General features: G+C 69.1%; 15 protein-coding genes, 1 other RNA gene and 1 pseudogene. 7 read left to right on the top strand and 10 right to left on the bottom strand.

The window, feature by feature from the left end:
- Window positions 1-102 precede the first annotated feature (102 nt).
- Together panB and ABDW21_RS05775 are read left to right on the top strand one after the other, a co-directional pair.
- Window positions 103-936, top strand: a complete 834-nt coding sequence (panB, locus tag ABDW21_RS05780; protein ID WP_343600706.1) for a 3-methyl-2-oxobutanoate hydroxymethyltransferase — start codon at window positions 103-105, stop codon at window positions 934-936.
- Window positions 937-1066: 130 nt separating this feature from the next.
- On the top strand, window positions 1067-2575 hold the full coding sequence (locus tag ABDW21_RS05775) for a CYTH and CHAD domain-containing protein (RefSeq protein ID WP_343600707.1): 1509 nt from the start codon (window positions 1067-1069) through the stop codon (window positions 2573-2575).
- Between the two features lies 1 nt (window position 2576).
- On the opposite strand, the gene rnpB is transcribed toward ABDW21_RS05775, so the two are convergent.
- Window positions 2577-2965: RNase P RNA component class A (gene rnpB / locus ABDW21_RS05770), an RNA gene on the bottom strand.
- A 48-nt stretch (window positions 2966-3013) separates the two neighbouring features.
- Window positions 3014-4300: a DUF222 domain-containing protein gene (locus ABDW21_RS05765; RefSeq protein WP_343600708.1), complete on the bottom strand. Its 1287-nt coding sequence runs from the start codon at window positions 4298-4300 to the stop codon at window positions 3014-3016.
- A 72-nt stretch (window positions 4301-4372) separates the two neighbouring features.
- Here ABDW21_RS05765 and ABDW21_RS05760 point away from each other — a divergent pair, with 72 nt between their 5' ends.
- The gene (locus ABDW21_RS05760; protein WP_343600709.1) at window positions 4373-5083 is read left to right on the top strand and encodes a 2OG-Fe(II) oxygenase; all 711 of its coding nucleotides are present in this window, start codon (window positions 4373-4375) and stop codon (window positions 5081-5083) included.
- Here the strand turns inward: ABDW21_RS05760 and ABDW21_RS05755 are convergent.
- From ABDW21_RS05755 to cobC, 5 genes are all read right to left on the bottom strand, one after another.
- Window positions 5068-5721, bottom strand: coding sequence for a class I SAM-dependent methyltransferase (locus tag ABDW21_RS05755; RefSeq protein ID WP_343600710.1), 654 nt, complete (start codon window positions 5719-5721; stop codon window positions 5068-5070). The two genes, ABDW21_RS05760 and ABDW21_RS05755, sit on opposite strands and share 16 nt — an antisense overlap.
- A gap of 127 nt (window positions 5722-5848) precedes the next feature.
- The gene (locus tag ABDW21_RS05750; protein WP_343600711.1) at window positions 5849-6919 is read right to left on the bottom strand and encodes a bifunctional RNase H/acid phosphatase; all 1071 of its coding nucleotides are present in this window, start codon (window positions 6917-6919) and stop codon (window positions 5849-5851) included.
- A complete protein-coding gene (locus ABDW21_RS05745) occupies window positions 6916-7674 on the bottom strand; it encodes a zinc ribbon domain-containing protein (RefSeq protein WP_343600712.1) in 759 nt (252 codons plus the stop codon). The genes ABDW21_RS05750 and ABDW21_RS05745 overlap by 4 nt, the downstream gene beginning before the upstream one ends.
- Complete coding sequence (locus ABDW21_RS05740; RefSeq protein WP_343600713.1) at window positions 7671-8810, bottom strand: Nif3-like dinuclear metal center hexameric protein; 1140 nt, start codon at window positions 8808-8810, stop codon at window positions 7671-7673. The genes ABDW21_RS05745 and ABDW21_RS05740 overlap by 4 nt, the downstream gene beginning before the upstream one ends.
- Complete coding sequence (gene cobC / locus ABDW21_RS05735) at window positions 8807-9838, bottom strand: Rv2231c family pyridoxal phosphate-dependent protein CobC (RefSeq protein WP_343600714.1); 1032 nt, start codon at window positions 9836-9838, stop codon at window positions 8807-8809. Before cobC ends, ABDW21_RS05740 begins: the two co-directional genes overlap by 4 nt.
- Window positions 9839-9898: 60 nt before the next feature.
- Between cobC and ABDW21_RS05730 the strand changes: the two genes are divergently transcribed.
- Both ABDW21_RS05730 and ABDW21_RS05725 read left to right on the top strand, forming a co-directional pair.
- Window positions 9899-10399, top strand: a complete 501-nt coding sequence (locus ABDW21_RS05730; protein ID WP_343600715.1) for a low molecular weight protein-tyrosine-phosphatase — start codon at window positions 9899-9901, stop codon at window positions 10397-10399.
- Window positions 10399-11226: an SURF1 family protein gene (locus tag ABDW21_RS05725; RefSeq protein WP_343600716.1), complete on the top strand. Its 828-nt coding sequence runs from the start codon at window positions 10399-10401 to the stop codon at window positions 11224-11226. The genes ABDW21_RS05730 and ABDW21_RS05725 overlap by 1 nt, the downstream gene beginning before the upstream one ends.
- Here the strand turns inward: ABDW21_RS05725 and ABDW21_RS05720 are convergent.
- Window positions 11198-12130, bottom strand: a complete 933-nt coding sequence (locus ABDW21_RS05720; protein WP_343600717.1) for a cobalamin biosynthesis protein — start codon at window positions 12128-12130, stop codon at window positions 11198-11200. The two genes, ABDW21_RS05725 and ABDW21_RS05720, sit on opposite strands and share 29 nt — an antisense overlap.
- Window positions 12131-12320: 190 nt before the next feature.
- Window positions 12321-12464: a hypothetical protein gene (locus ABDW21_RS05715; protein WP_343600718.1), complete on the bottom strand. Its 144-nt coding sequence runs from the start codon at window positions 12462-12464 to the stop codon at window positions 12321-12323.
- A gap of 555 nt (window positions 12465-13019) precedes the next feature.
- Here ABDW21_RS05715 and ABDW21_RS05710 point away from each other — a divergent pair.
- Window positions 13020-13487, top strand: coding sequence for a hypothetical protein (locus ABDW21_RS05710; protein WP_343710181.1), 468 nt, complete (start codon window positions 13020-13022; stop codon window positions 13485-13487).
- On the opposite strand, the gene ABDW21_RS05705 is transcribed toward ABDW21_RS05710, so the two are convergent.
- Window positions 13484-13825 carry a helix-turn-helix transcriptional regulator gene (locus ABDW21_RS05705; RefSeq protein WP_343710180.1) on the bottom strand — a complete coding sequence of 114 codons (342 nt, stop codon included), beginning with the start codon at window positions 13823-13825 and terminating at the stop codon, window positions 13484-13486. The genes ABDW21_RS05710 and ABDW21_RS05705 overlap by 4 nt on opposite strands.
- Window positions 13826-13992: 167 nt before the next feature.
- Between ABDW21_RS05705 and ABDW21_RS05700 the strand changes: the two are divergent.
- A pseudogene (locus ABDW21_RS05700) lies at window positions 13993-14292 on the top strand (transposase); the annotation flags it as partial.

The following is a 14292-nucleotide window of genomic DNA, read 5'->3' as shown; positions in this document are numbered from 1 at the left end:
GGGCCACGAGGACCGTCGCACAACAGTGCCCAACTGACAACAGTGCCCGACTGACAACAGTGCCCGACTGACAACAGCACTGAGAGAGCACCGAGGACAACGATGTCTGAGCAGACCGTCTACGGGTCTGGCACCGCCCCGCGGACCAGAACCCGGATCCATCACCTGCAGAAAGCGAAGGCCGAAGGCCGCAAGTGGGCCATGCTGACGGCCTACGACTACTGCACCGCCCGCGTCTTCGACGAGGCCGGCATACCGGTGCTGCTGGTCGGTGATTCGGCCGCCAACGTGGTCTACGGCTACGACACCACGGTGCCGGTCGGCATCGACGAGCTCATCCCGTTGGTCCGCGGCGTGGTGCGCGGCGCTCCGCACGCTTTGGTGGTGGCCGACTTGCCGTTCGGCAGCTACGAGGCCGGGCCCACCGCGGCGCTGGGCAGCGCGACGCGGTTCATGAAGGAGGCCGGCGCACACGCGGTCAAGCTCGAGGGCGGTGAACGGGTGGCCGATCAGATCGCCGTGCTGTCCGCCGCCGGTATCCCGGTGATGGCCCATATCGGCTTCACCCCGCAAAGCGTCAACACGCTCGGCGGTTTCCGCGTGCAGGGTCGCGGCGATACTGGCGAACAGACCATCGCCGACGCGATCGCCGTGGCCGAAGCCGGTGCGTTCTCGGTGGTCATGGAGATGGTGCCGGCCGAGCTGGCCACCCAGATCACCGGCAAGCTGACCATCCCCACCATCGGCATCGGCGCCGGGCCGAACTGCGACGCCCAGGTTCTGGTGTGGCAGGACATGGCCGGCCTCACCGGCGGCAAGACAGCCCGATTCGTCAAGCGGTTCGGCGACCTGGGAGCCGACTTACGCAGGGCCGCAATGCGGTACGCGCAAGAGGTGGCCGAAGGCGTCTTTCCCGCCGACGAGCACAGCTTCTGACCCGTCGCCGTGCGGCCGTCGGGTGTGGCGGTTCGCCGCGCGTTCGGCCCGATACGTGCGACCCCGCCGGTCCGGGTATGGCAGGCTGGTCGCGAATCCACCGGTGCGGACCGCGATGTCGGAGGCGACGATGCCTGTCAAGGCCACTAAGGCGTCGCGTCACCTCGAGGTGGAGCGCAAGTTCGATGTCGACGAGTCGACGCTGTCGCCGTCGTTCGCGGGCATCGCGGCGATCACCCGGGTGCAACGGCCTGCGACACAGACGCTGGACGCCGTCTATGTCGACACCCCGACGCGTGACCTGGCATCCAGACGGATCACGTTGCGCCGTCGCACCGGTGGGGTGGATGCCGGCTGGCACCTGAAGCTGCCGGCCGGACCGGATGCCCGCACCGAGATTCGGGTACCGCTGGGCGCGACGGACGGTGGTCGCGACGAGGTGCCGGGCGAATTGCTGGACGTGGTGTCGGCCATCGTGCGGGATCGTCCGCTGGGCCCGGTCGCACGGATCACCACCACCCGGGATGTCGGGCGGCTCTGCGGCGACGACGGCGCGGTGGTGGCCGAGTTCTGCGACGACAAGGTGGTTGCCTGGTGTGGCGACTCCGGCGACGAGGACTCGTCCGAACAACGCTGGCGGGAATGGGAACTGGAGCTGGTCGGGTCCGGCGAAGCGCCGGACACCGACATGCTGCAACGGCTGACCAACCGGTTGCTCGACGCCGGTGCGACGCCGGCCCGGCACGGCTCCAAGCTGGCCCGGGTGCTGGGCGCGACCCAGCACGCCACCCCGCCCGCACCGGCGGACCCGGTGCACCGCGCCCTCGCCGAGCAGGTCGACGAGCTGCTGGCGTGGGACCGAGCGGTGCGCGCGGACGCCGACGACGCGGTGCACCAGATGCGGGTGACCATCCGCAAGATCCGCAGCCTGCTGCAGGCTGCGCCGGAGTCGTTCGGATTGTCCGACGACAGCTGGATAGTGGACGAACTGCGCGAGCTTGCCGCGGTGCTGGGAGCCGCACGCGACGCCGAAGTCCTAGCCGATCGTTACCAACGTGCCCTGGACGGGCTGCCGCCGGAGCTGGTGCGCGGTGCGGTCCGGGCACGTCTCGTCGGCGGTGCGCGGCAGCGGTATGCGGCCGGACTTCGGCGATCACTCATCGCGCTGCGGTCGACGCGGTACTTCCGCCTGCTCGACGCCCTCGACGCGGTACTCGTCGCGCCCGCCGGGGTGCAGGCTCCTCCCGAAGCGGCGCGGTCGACGGTGCACACCGTCTACCGGCGAATGCGAAGGGCCGCGAAGACCGCGGCCCGGGCGCCCGAGGCAGAGCGCAACGAGGCGCTGCACCAGATCCGGAAGAAAGCCAAGCAGCTCCGCTACACGGCAGCGGCAACCGGTGAGATGGAGGTGTCCAAGGGGTCGGCGGCCATCCAGACGTTGCTCGGCGACCATCAGGACAGCGTGGTCAGCAGAGCGCATTTGAGCCAGCAGGCCGCGGCCGCACATGCGGCCGGCGACGACACCTTCACCTACGGTCTGCTCTACCAGCAGGAGGTCGAGTTGGCGCGCCGCTGTCGGCGGCAGCTGCGCGCTGCGCTGCACGAACTGGACAGGGCGGTGCGCACGTCGCGGGAGTAGGCGGGCGAGTTGGCCTGTAAGCCGGATTCTGTTCCGCACCGCCATATCTGGCGATGCAGCGGCGACCATCCATCTGGGCACACCGTCACCGGGTGCCTCAAGCGGCCTACCCGCAGGCTCGGGCGAGCAACCCTGCTACGCCTGCGCGACCACACCGCGGTGCGGTCTTCTTGGCCTTGCTTCGGGTGGGGTTTACCAAGCCATCCCGGTCACCCGGAATGCTGGTGCGCTCTTACCGCACCGTTTCACCCTTACCACCGCAAGGGTGGCGGTCTGTTCTCTGTGGCACTGTCCCGCGAGTCACCTCGGATTGCCGTTAGCAATCACCCTGCTCTGTGAAGTCCGGACTTTCCTCGACTCGGTAGGAGCCGCGGCCGCCCGGCCAACTCGTCCGCGCTGACCAACCGTACTCGCTGTTGCGATCGCAGACCAGCCCGGCTACGCGGCATGCAGATCCGCTAGCGCAACCCGGACGGCAACTTCGATCTCGCTGACGTCAATCCGCGATGGGCCCCGAGGCAGCGGCGGGGCTCCGGAGCGGTACCGCGCACCGGTTGGTGTAGTGAATTCTGCTGTGTGACAACCGTTTTTGTCGCCCGCGGTACTGACATCCCATCCCGCGGTCTCCTTGGCGTAGTTGCAGCGCTCGCACAATCCGAGCCCGTTCGCCGCGGACGTCGCGCCGCCCCGACGGCGCGGTATGGCATGGTCGCGGTGCCGGATCGGCGCATCGCAGTACGGCGTGCGACATCGTCGGTCCCGCAGTCCGATGAAGTCGGCCAGGCCGCGGGGAAACAGCCGGGCTCGGGATTCCATCGCCACCAGCGCGCCGGAGCGGGGGTGCGCGTAGAGCCGGCGCAGCGTCGCCCTCGACCGGCCGTCGGCCACGGCGGCCGAGATCAGTCTGAGGGCAACCGCCGCCGGAATCGGGCCATAGCCGCAGACCTCGGCGGCGGCGTCGTCACCGCCCAGCAGGGTGTCGTCGGAAAGCACCAGGTTGACCGCGACCGGTGTCGCGGTCGCCGCGCTGCGTCCGGTGACGCGTTCGACCAGGCTGTCGGCCATGACCTGGCCACGGGACCGGCCGTCGAACGTGGTGTCGGCCGCGCGGCGCAGCGCCGCATAGACCGAAACCCCCTGGGCCACCGGGAGAAGTGCGGTCAGGTAGGTCATGGTGTCCGGTGCGGGCCGGAGGGTCACCGTGCGTTCGCTCTCCGCCTTGGCGGCCCGGTCGACGACAGCCTGTGGATCGAGCCGATAGGCGATCGCTTTGGCGGCAGCGGCCACCCGCGCATCACCCAGCCCGTCGAGACTGCCTGGTTCCCCGCACAATTCGGCGTCCAGAGTGCGGCGATCCTCGACGGCCAAACATGCGCTTTCCCGCACGATCAACGTGGCTCGCCACTCCGAGAGCATCCCGGCCTGCAGCGCGGCCAAGGTATGCGGCATCTCGTGCACCAGGGCCTTGGCCAACCCGAGGTGGCGACTGCCGCGCGCCGGTGAATCCCGCCGTGCCAGCGCAACCTCGCCGGCGACGCCGCGACCGCGCCGCGCGGCCGGCATCCCCGCCGCGGCCTCGGCGGCCCGGCGCGCTGAATCCAGGGCGGCCGCAGCCCGAGCCTGCCCGGCGGCAGCCGCCGATTTGATTCGTTCCAGTTCGGCGATGCGCTCGACCAGAGCCGATTCGTCAGCGGCCGGGTCTACCTCCGCAAGTGTGTCGAACATACATTCGATCATACACGATCCCGGCGACATTGCCTATCGTCTATACCAACGGTGCCGGAAGGGAGCGTGCTGATGTCGCGGTGGGAAACACGCGTCGACGCCGCCGACTGGGACGCCATCGCCGCAGCCGTCAATGCCCACGGCGGCGCCCTGTTGCCCCGGCTGCTCACCCGCGCCGAAGCGGTGAAGCTGCGCCGGCTCTACCGCAGCGACGACCTGTTCCGCGCCACGATCGACATGCAACAGCGCCGCTACGGCTCGGGGCAGTACCGGTATTTCCACGCCCCCTATCCGGAGCCGGTCGAGCAGCTCAAGCAGTCGCTGTATACGCGGCTGCTGCCGATCGCGCGGGATTGGAGCGCCAAGCTCGGCCGCGACGCGCCGTGGCCGGACAGCCTCGACGAGTGGCTACGGATGTGTCACGCCGCCGGCCAGGCCAGATCGACGGCCCTGCTGCTGAGATACGGCCCCGACGATTGGAACGCACTGCACCGGGACCTCTACGGGGACTTGGTTTTCCCACTCCAAGTTGTGATCAACCTGAGCGACTCGGACACCGAATACACGGGCGGCGAGTTCCTGCTCGTCGAACAACGGCCGCGGGCGCAATCCCGCGGCACCGCAATTGCACTGCCGCAGGGCCACGGCTATCTGTTCACCACCCGCGACCGGCCGGTTCGATCAACCCGCGGCTGGTCGACAACGCCGGTGCGTCATGGTCTTTCCGTCGTCCGCTCCGGTGAGCGCTACGCGCTCGGACTCATTTTTCACGACGCCGCCTGACCTGTCGACCGTCGCAGCACGATGATGTTGTCGATCAGAGTCGCGGGCTGACCGTCGGGTCCAACCGTCTCCCGTTCCGCCGTCTCCACCCGCTCGCGGTCCCAGCAGCGCTCGTCCAGTTGCAGCGATCCGATCACCTCCTCGGCGGAGGGGAATTCGTGATGGTGGTGGTGGTTGTCGCGATGCATCCACGGCGGGGCGGCGCCGTGGTCGACGATCAACAGCACGCCCTCCGGTTTCACACTTGCGGCGGCGCGGCGCAGGATCACGTCACGCTCCAGCCGAACCGACGAATGCAGGTACTGCGCCGACACCAGGTCGAAGGTCCCGTCCGGAAAGCTTTCGGACAAGTCATGACGCTGGAAAATAATGCGGTCCAACACGTTTCGTGCAGCCGCCTCGGCGGCTGCACGCTGCAGCGCGTTCTCCGAAATGTCCACCCCGACCACGTGCCAGCCCTTTTCAGCCAGCCAAATAGCGTCGGCACCCTCCCCGCAGCCCAGGTCCAAAGCCCGCCCGGGTGCCAAGTCGGCGGCTACCTCGACCAAGCGTGCGTTGACCCGCCCACTCCACACTCGATCTGCGCCGGCGTAGCGCTGCTCCCAGAACTGCCGCGCCTCATCTGTTCCGACGTCCATGCCGCCAGCTTGCAAGCCCGTGCGCCCGGCCGCAACCCCATATGCCGAAGAAGCCCGGACGCAGCGGGATTCATTCGACCTCCGGGTGCGTTGGCGGCATCGCGGACTTGCCTTTGTCGGCGCCGGGTCACAAATAGCTGGTCTGGTTCACCAACCGCACCGACGAAGCGCCGTCCGGGTAGAACTCGGCGATGGAGAGCGACGCCAGATCCAGGTGCAGCCGGTAGAGCATGCCCGGCCCGGCGTCCAGGGCGATCCGCAGCAGCATCTTGATCGGCGTCACATGCGACACCACCAGCACCGTCGTGCCGGCGTGCTCGGCCACGATCCGGTCCCGCGCCCGCAGCGCGCGCCGATGCACCGAATCGAAGCTCTCCCCGCCCGGCGGAGCGGTGGCGGTGTCCCGCAGCCAGCGTCGATGCAGCTCGGGGTCGCGCTGCGCGGCCTCCGCGAACGTCAGCCCCTCCCAGGCGCCGAAATCGGTTTCGATCAGGTCGTCGTCGACGGTCACGTCACGGCCCAGCGCCTTGGCGGCCGTCGTCGCGGTGTCGGAGCAGCGTTGCAGCGGCGAGCTGACCACCGCCGCGATCCCGCCACGTTCGGCGACATACCGGGCCGCCGCGTCGGCTTGTCGGCAGCCGAGTTCGGTCAGCGCCGGATTGCCGCGCCCCGAGTATCTCCGCTGCACCGACAGGTCGGTTTGACCGTGCCGCAACAGCAGCAGCCGGGTGGGTGCACCGCGTGCCCCGCTCCAACCCGGCCCTGTGACCGATTCGCCTGGCCGCGAGCCTACTTCGGCTGCGGCGTCCATGGCTTCGTTGGCCAACCGGTCGGCATAGGAATTCTGCGCCCGCGGCACCCAGGAGTAGCTGATCGCCTCGAAGCCCGACGCCAGGGCGCGCGCCTGCGCGTGCAGGGCCGCCAGATCGGGGTGCTTGACCTTCCAACGCCCGGACATCTGCTCCACGACCAGCTTGGAATCCATCAACACGGCGACCTCGTTGGCGCCCAGCTTCACCGCATCGCCCAAACCTGCTATCAGACCGCGGTATTCGGCCACATTGTTGGTGGCTCGCCCGATCGCCTGCTTGCTTTCGGCCAGCACGGTGGACCGGTCCGCACTCCACACCACCGCCCCGTATCCGGCCGGTCCGGGGTTGCCCCGGGACCCGCCGTCCGCCTCGACGATGACTTTCACGGGGACTTTGACGGGGACTTCGACGGGCCGACGTCGGCGACTCGCAGGAGGATCGCGCCGCATTCCGGGCAACGCAGGACGTCGTCGTCGGAGGCCGCTGCGATTCGGGACAGCTCGCCACGATCGATCTCGATGCGACAGGCACCGCAGCGGCGCCCCTGTAGCGGCCCGGCTCCCGGGCCGCCGCCGGCCCGTTGGCGTTCGTAGAGGGCCAGCAGCTCGGGGTCCAGAGCGGCGGTGAGCTCGTCGCGACGCGACATGCACTGGCTGCGGGTCGCGTCGATGTCCGCCTGCGCAGTCTCCAGAGCCCGCTGTGCGTCAGCCAGCTCGGCCTGCAGCCCGGCGATCGCCGCGACTTCCGCGTTCTCCCGCGTCTGCAGCTCCTCGCGGCGCTCCATGACCTCCAACAGCGTGTCCTCAAGGCTGGATTGGCGCCGCTGCAGGGTTTCCAGCTCGTGTTGCAGGTCGGCCAGTTGTTTGGCGTCTGCCACCGAATCCAGCAGCGCGCGGTCCCGCTCTTCGCGCCGGCGCACGGCATCGATCTCCGACTCCAAGCGCGACACCTGAGTGTCCAGGTCCTCCAATGCAATACGCACTGCCGCCAGCCGGTCGGTCGCGGCGACGTGATCGGCCTCAGCCCGCTGGCAATCCTGACGCTGCGGCAGGTGGCCGGCCCGGTGTGCGATCCGGGCCAGCTCGGCGTCCAGTTGCGCCACTTCAAGCAACGAACGCTGTTGCTCTACAAGAGCTTTCATGAGTACTCACTCCCGGCGTCGGGCTCGACATTCCATGGGTCGGTTCGGACAGCACAAATCCGCACCGCAAGGGCGTCACCGAACGCCAACCGCAACACCGAGGCCGCCTGCTCGCACCACGGGTGTTCGCTTGCCCAGTGTGCGACGTCAACCAAGGCCACATCCGAAGCGCGAGTGTGCTCGTCGGCCGGATGGTGGCGCAGGTCGGCGGTGACATACGCGTGCACGCCGGCGGTGGCTGCGGCCTCCAGCAACGAGTCACCGGCGCCGCCGCACACCGCCACGCGCGACACCGGCATGTCCGGATCACCTGCGGCGCGCACTCCCCACGAGGTCTTCGGCAAGGCGGCGTCGACTCGAGACACGAAGGCGTGCAATGGTTCCGGCTGCGACAACATGCCCACACGGCCGAGCCCGACATCGGTCGGCGGCGGCGTCAGCGCGACGATGTCGAACGCCGGCTCCTCGTAGGGATGGGCGGCGAGCAGCGCCGAGTGCACCCGGCGGCGGGCCCACGCCGGCGCGACGGCCTCGACCCGGTCTTCGACGACCCGCTCGACGGCACCCGCACGGCCGATGGTCGGCGACGCCCCCGCACCCGGCAGGAACTGCCCGGTGCCGGTGACGCTCCAGCTGCACCGCGAGTAGTCGCCGATCTCCCCGGCCCCGGCCGCGAAGATCGCCGCCCGCACCGAGTCGGCGTGCCCCGGTGGGACGAAGATGATCCACTTGTCCAGATCGGACACCGCCGGCGGGGGCTCCAGCACCGCCTCGACCGTCAGCCCGAGGGCGGCGGCCAGGGCGTCGGACACACCGGGGCACGCCGCGTCGGCGTTGGTGTGCGCGGTGAACAGCGAACGCCCGGTCCGGATCAGCCGGTGGATCAGCGCACCCTTGGCGGTGCCGGCCGCGACCGTGTTCACTCCGCGCAGCAGCAGCGGATGGTGCGCCAGCAGCAGGCCGCCGTCCGGCACCGTGTCGACGACCGCAGCGGTGGCGTCGACCGCGACCGTCACCGACTCCAGCATGTCGGCGGGATCGCCACAGACCAGGCCGATCGCGTCCCACGCCAGGGCGATCCGTGGCGGGTAGGCGTCGTCGAGCACGTCGATGACGTCGGCCAGCCGGACGGTCACGACAGCACCTCGGCGAGCGCGTCGACCAGCAGCGGCCACTCCGGACGTACCGCGGCCCGCAGATACCGCCCGTCCAGGCCGACGAAGGTATCACACCGGCGAACCGCAATCCCTTTGGCGTGCAACTTCTTTCGAACTAGCTGGGCATCCTCAACAGCGAACAGCACGAACGGCGCCACGCCATCCACGACGTCGACACCCGCCGACCGCAACCCGGCCACCATCTCCGCGCGCAACAACGCCAACCGCCGGGCTCCGGCCGCGGCCCCGGCCACGGCGTCCGGCGCGCAGCAGGCCGCGATCGCCGTCAGCTGCAGCACACCCATCGGCCAGTGCGCGCGCCGCGACGTCAGCCTGCCCAACACCTCCGGCGCACCCAGCGCGTAGCCCACCCGCAGTCCGGCCAGCGACCACGTCTTGGTGAGGCTGCGCAGCACCAGCACGTCGGGCAGCGATTCCCCGGCCAGCGACTCCGGCTCGCCGGGAACCGCATCGGCGAACGCCTCGTCGACCACCACGATCCGCCCGGGCCGGCGCAGCGCACCGATCTGCGAGCGGGTGTGCAGCACCGACGTCGGGTTGGTGGGGTTACCCACCACGACCAGATCGGCGTCCTCGGGGACCCGGGCGCCGGCTAAGCCGAAGGGTGCTTCGAGCACAACGTGCCGTACCGGGACGCCGGCGGCGGCAAGGGCCGCGTCGGGCTCGGTGAACGACGGCGCGATCACCGCAGCCTGCCGCGGGCGCAGATTGCCCAGCAGCGCGAACCCTTCGGCCGCTCCGGCCAGCAGCGTCACCTCGTCGCGGGCCCGGCCATGGCGGGCGGCGACGGCCCCGGCTGCGGCGCGTTCGTCGTCGGCAGCCGGGTAGCGGGCCAGGTCGGGCAGGCGGACGGCGAGCCGCTGCGTCAGCCAGGCCGGCGGCCGGCGGTGCCGGACGTTGACGGCGAAATCCAGCATGCCCGGTTCGGCGGCCTGGTCCCCGTGGTAGCGCGCCGCCGCGAACGGGGTCGGATGCGGACTCGCCACGAGGAGAACACTAACGGCCCGGGCAGCCGCGCGGGCACGCGCATCGGCGACAATGGCAGGGTGACACCGACCGACCCGCAGCTGCACGTCACGTTCGTGTGCACGGGCAATATCTGCCGGTCGCCGATGGCCGAGAAGATGTTCGCCCACCAGATCCGGCGACGCGGCCTGCACGACGCGGTGCGTGTCACCAGCGCCGGAACCGCCGGCTGGCATATCGGCAAAAGCGCCGACGAACGCGCCAGCCGGGTGCTGCGCACCCACGGCTACCCCACCGAGCATCGAGCCGCGCAGATCGACTCCGACCACCTGAGCGCCGACCTGGTGGTGGCACTGGCCCGCAACCACGTCTGGCTGCTGCGGCAACTGGGTGTCGACGCAGACCGGATCGTGATGTTGCGATCGTTCGACCCGCGCTCGGGTGCGTATGTGCCCGACGTCGAGGACCCCTACGACGGTGATCACGACGACTTCGAAGCGGTGTTCGCCGCCATCGAGGCCGCCCTGCCCGGCCTGCATTCCTGGGTCGACGGGCGACTCGTGCACAACGGTCGGTCCTGATGCGGCGCCTGGCATTTCTGTTGCGGCCGGGATGGCTGGCGCTGGCCGTGGTGGTGATCGCGTTCGCCTACTTGTGTTTCAGTGTGCTGGCGCCGTGGCAGCTGGGAAAGAACACCAAGACGTCGCGAGAGAACAGCCAAATCGAGCAGGCGTTGAACACCGCGCCGGTGAATGTCAAAACTTTTTTGCCGCAGCAGGATTCGTCGGCGCCGGACGCGCAGTGGCGCTCGGTGGTCGCCACCGGGCACTACCTGGCGGATCGACAGGTACTGGCCAGACTCCGGATGATCGACAACCAGCCCGCGTTCGAGGTCCTGGTGCCGTTCGCCGTCGACGGGGGACCGACCGTGCTGGTCGACCGCGGTTATGTGCGGCCCGAACATGGTTCATGGGTGCCGCCGATCCCCCCGCCACCCGTCACCACGGTTACTGTGACGGCTCGGCTGCGTGATTGCGAGCCTGCAGCCCCCGGCAAGGAACCTTTCACCAAAGACTCTGTGCGGCAGGTGTATTCGATCAACACCGACCAAATAGCCGCGCTGACCGGGGTGCCGCTGGCCGGGTCGTACCTGCAGCTGGTCGACAACCAGCCGGGCGGCCTCGGCGTGATCGGCGTGCCGCACCTGGATGCCGGGCCGTTCCTGTCCTATGGCATCCAGTGGATCTCGTTCGGCGTCCTCGCGCCGATTCTGCTGGGCTACTTCGTCTACGGCGAGATCCGCGCGCGCCGCACGGAAAAAGCCCGCGCGGAGAAAGCACAGACCTCACGCACCGCACCGCCGAGCGTCGAGGACAAACTCACCGATCGCTACGGCCGGCGGCGCTGAGTATCAGCACCGCGGCGCCGGCCTGCACCACCCGGGAGAGCCGCACGGCGCGGCGCAGGTCGGGCACCGACGGCGGCGGTCCGTCTCCGAGGGTGGGCCGGAGCTGCAGTTGGTAGCGGTACTGCGTCGGCCCGCCCAGCCGCACGCCGAGCGCGCCGGCGAACGCGGACTCGACGACGCCGGCGTTGGGGCTGGGATGCCGGGCCGCGTCGCGGCGCCACACGCGCAGCGCCCCCGCCGGTGAGCCGCCGACGACCGGCGCGCACGCGACCACCAGCGCCGCGGTCAGCCGCGCGGCGACGTAGTTGGCTGCATCGTCCAATCGCGCTGCAGCCCAACCGAATCGGGTATAACGCGGCGAGCGTTGTCCGATCATCGCGTCCAGGGTGTTGACGGCGCGGTATGCCAGCACCGCGGGCGCTCCGCTCACCGCGGCCCACAGCAGCGGCGCCACCAGCGCGTCGGATGTATTCTCGGCGACCGATTCGACCGCCGCGCGAGCCAGGCCGCCGGCATCCAGCGGCGTGGGGTCGCGGCCGCACAGCGTCGGCAGCAGCCGTCGCGCGCCCTCGAGATCCTCGCGCTCCAGCAGGCCCGCCATCGCCAGCCCGGCGCGGGCCAGCGACGTCCCGCCCAGCGACACCCAGGTGGCCGTTGCGGTGGCGGCCACCGACCACGATCGTCCGCGCACATCGGCCTGGCGTTGCAACGCCACACCGAGCAGGCCGGCCGCACCGACCAGCACCCCGGCGTGCAGTGCGCCGGCGATCCGGCTGTCGCGGTAGGTGATCCGCTCCGCGGCCGCTGCCGCCGCGCCGAAGCCGGCGACCGGATGACCGCCCCGCGGGTCGCCGAGCAGCAGGTCGGCCAGGTAGCCGGCGGACGCACCGAGCGCCCGGGTCATCGCAAACACCCCGGCAGCGTCTCACACGTGGTCTCGGCGATCCTCTGCAGCGGCGGCGATTCAATCATCCTCGGATCCGAGTCGCCGAACGGTTCACCCTGTGCGCGACGGGGTTTATGACACCCGAGCTCCCGGCGATGTGGGGCCGGCCGGGTCGCGGTGCCGGCAGCGCCGATTCGAGTGGCGACGGCTAGCCGTGGACGGCGAGCACCACGATGGCGACCATGCACAGCATCGCCAGCACAAACCACGGCTGCACAAAGATGCGCTCTTCGGTTTCTCCAGTGGTGGACGGCAGCGGAGTCGAGCGTTCCTGCGTCAGTTGCGAAGTCATACTAACGATCGTCACCGATTTGCCGGCCAGAGGAAATGTGTTGCTCGCCTCGTCGGGGCCCCCGTGCGATGCAGGTCACAGCTGCCCGCTGGTGGGCGCGGACGGGATCGAACCGCCGACCGCTGGTGTGTAAATCCCAGCCGGCCGGTCCACCGGGTTGCACGCGATGCCATAGCGTCTTCAAATGCGCAGGTCAGCGGCTCGTGCGTGTCCGCTGGGTCCACGGAGTGTCGGACCGTTTTTGCCCGTCTTGGCACACTCTTGGCACAACGGGGGTTTTGTCATCGGGCGTTCGCTCGCGGTCGCGCGGCGCACTTGCCTTTTTCGATGCCAGAACCGCACGATCCACCTACCTGTGGAGGAACCCTTGATCCCAACCCTGCCAGAGCGAAACCGGATGTGCTGGCATGCATCACGTCGTCCAGTCCGCACCGATTTCCACGTCGGCGAACGGTTTCCGTCCCGGCTCTGTCCAGAGCGTATTCGCGGGTAACTCGGGATGGCGAGGATGACGCTGCCGGTGACGGTCGTTGGGCTGCCGTACGATCCTCGCTAATGGTTAAGGCGAAGAAAACGCCTAGTCAGGGCTTGTCGTCGGATGCACCGCACAGGATCGAGTTCTTCCAAAGGCAAGCCGACGACAACGCCGCGGAGAGCGCCCCTGGATTCGAGTTCCTGATGACGTGCCCGCCCAAGGTGCAGGCGACGATGCTCGCGGTTCTCAAGGCCGTGGCCGAAGCGCCGCCGAAACGGTTCGCTGGCGGCGGGCACTGGGAAGCGATGCGCGGGTCAATGACCGGGTGGCACGAGGTCCGGGTCGACGGGTCAAAGCCACGCAGACACTACCGCCTCTTCTGCCGCTTGGACATCGAGGCGCTGGAGGTGGACCGACCGATCCTCGCTGTGATCACGGGCATGAGCAAGGCAGTGCGAACAACGTTTAGCGAGGCAGACTATGGCAAGGTGCGCCAGCTGGGTGATGAGTATTTCAGCCGCAATCCGCGTTCGGTGAAATCGGACTAACCGGTCGCGGCGAGCATCGGCTCGGTGATCCGAGCACGTTCCTCATCGGACATCGGGGTGAGCGTGACCTTCAGCCCCAGCGCCGCCGCGAGTTCAGCCACAGTCGCCAGAGTCGGATTCACGGTCTGCGCGGACAGCAGACGGCGCACCACACTGGGATCGGAACCGATCGCCCGGGCAAGCTGCGCCTTGGTGAGGTTCGACGCCGCACGTGCGTCATCGAGCTGATTGAGCACAGCGTCGATAGCAGCGATCCGCGCCGACTCAGCGGCATAGTGCCGTGCGAACGCAGGGTCTTCAAGCCTCTCGGCGAGCAGAGCATTGAACGTCTCAGACATGATCTATCCCTCCCTCCGCGCTGTGTGCGTGGCATAGACGTTACGCCATTGGGGCACTGACGACAACTCCGCGGCGTGCCTACTTTGAGCGCGTAGCCGGTGGTGGTGCCTCAGCTACTTTGAGCGCGTGGCCATGAAGGCTTGCCCATGTGGAAGGCAAAATCGACATGGCCGCAAGACGGCAAGTGGCCAACAAGCTGCGTACCGGGTACCGCAGGGCATCGAAGGCGGACAAGAGCAAGATTTTGGATCGGGTGGTGGCCACCACGGGGATGGGCCGCTCGACGGCGCGGCGGATGCTGACCGGCCCGAGGTTGGCGGATCCGGTCGAGCAGGTCGACGGGCGCAGGCTGCGGGCACGGGGCTTTTCCGACGACGCCAGGGCGCTTGTGGAGCATGTGTGGGCGTTGATGGGCATGCCGTGCGGCAAGTACCTGGTGGTCATGTGCGGCTTGTGGTTGCCGCTG

The organism is Mycobacterium sp., assembly GCF_039583805.1.
GTDB lineage: Bacteria > Actinomycetota > Actinomycetes > Mycobacteriales > Mycobacteriaceae > Mycobacterium.
Note: the sequence above shows the minus strand (reverse complement) of the source record. Positions and strands in the feature narration are given on the sequence as shown.

Excerpts from the sequence above, each read along its gene's own strand:
- panB (WP_343600706.1), top strand. The coding sequence starts at position 103 with ATGTCTGAGCAGACCGTCTACGGGTCTGGCACCGCCCCGCGGACCAGA.
- ABDW21_RS05775 (WP_343600707.1), top strand. The coding sequence starts at position 1,067 with ATGCCTGTCAAGGCCACTAAGGCGTCGCGTCACCTCGAGGTGGAGCGC.
- ABDW21_RS05765 (WP_343600708.1), bottom strand. The coding sequence starts at position 4,300 with ATGTTCGACACACTTGCGGAGGTAGACCCGGCCGCTGACGAATCGGCT.
- ABDW21_RS05760 (WP_343600709.1), top strand. The coding sequence starts at position 4,373 with ATGTCGCGGTGGGAAACACGCGTCGACGCCGCCGACTGGGACGCCATC.
- ABDW21_RS05755 (WP_343600710.1), bottom strand. The coding sequence starts at position 5,721 with ATGGACGTCGGAACAGATGAGGCGCGGCAGTTCTGGGAGCAGCGCTAC.
- ABDW21_RS05745 (WP_343600712.1), bottom strand. The coding sequence starts at position 7,674 with ATGAAAGCTCTTGTAGAGCAACAGCGTTCGTTGCTTGAAGTGGCGCAA.
- ABDW21_RS05725 (WP_343600716.1), top strand. The coding sequence starts at position 10,399 with ATGCGGCGCCTGGCATTTCTGTTGCGGCCGGGATGGCTGGCGCTGGCC.
- ABDW21_RS05720 (WP_343600717.1), bottom strand. The coding sequence starts at position 12,130 with ATGACCCGGGCGCTCGGTGCGTCCGCCGGCTACCTGGCCGACCTGCTG.
- ABDW21_RS05715 (WP_343600718.1), bottom strand. The coding sequence starts at position 12,464 with ATGACTTCGCAACTGACGCAGGAACGCTCGACTCCGCTGCCGTCCACC.
- ABDW21_RS05710 (WP_343710181.1), top strand. The coding sequence starts at position 13,020 with ATGGTTAAGGCGAAGAAAACGCCTAGTCAGGGCTTGTCGTCGGATGCA.
- ABDW21_RS05705 (WP_343710180.1), bottom strand. The coding sequence starts at position 13,825 with ATGTCTGAGACGTTCAATGCTCTGCTCGCCGAGAGGCTTGAAGACCCT.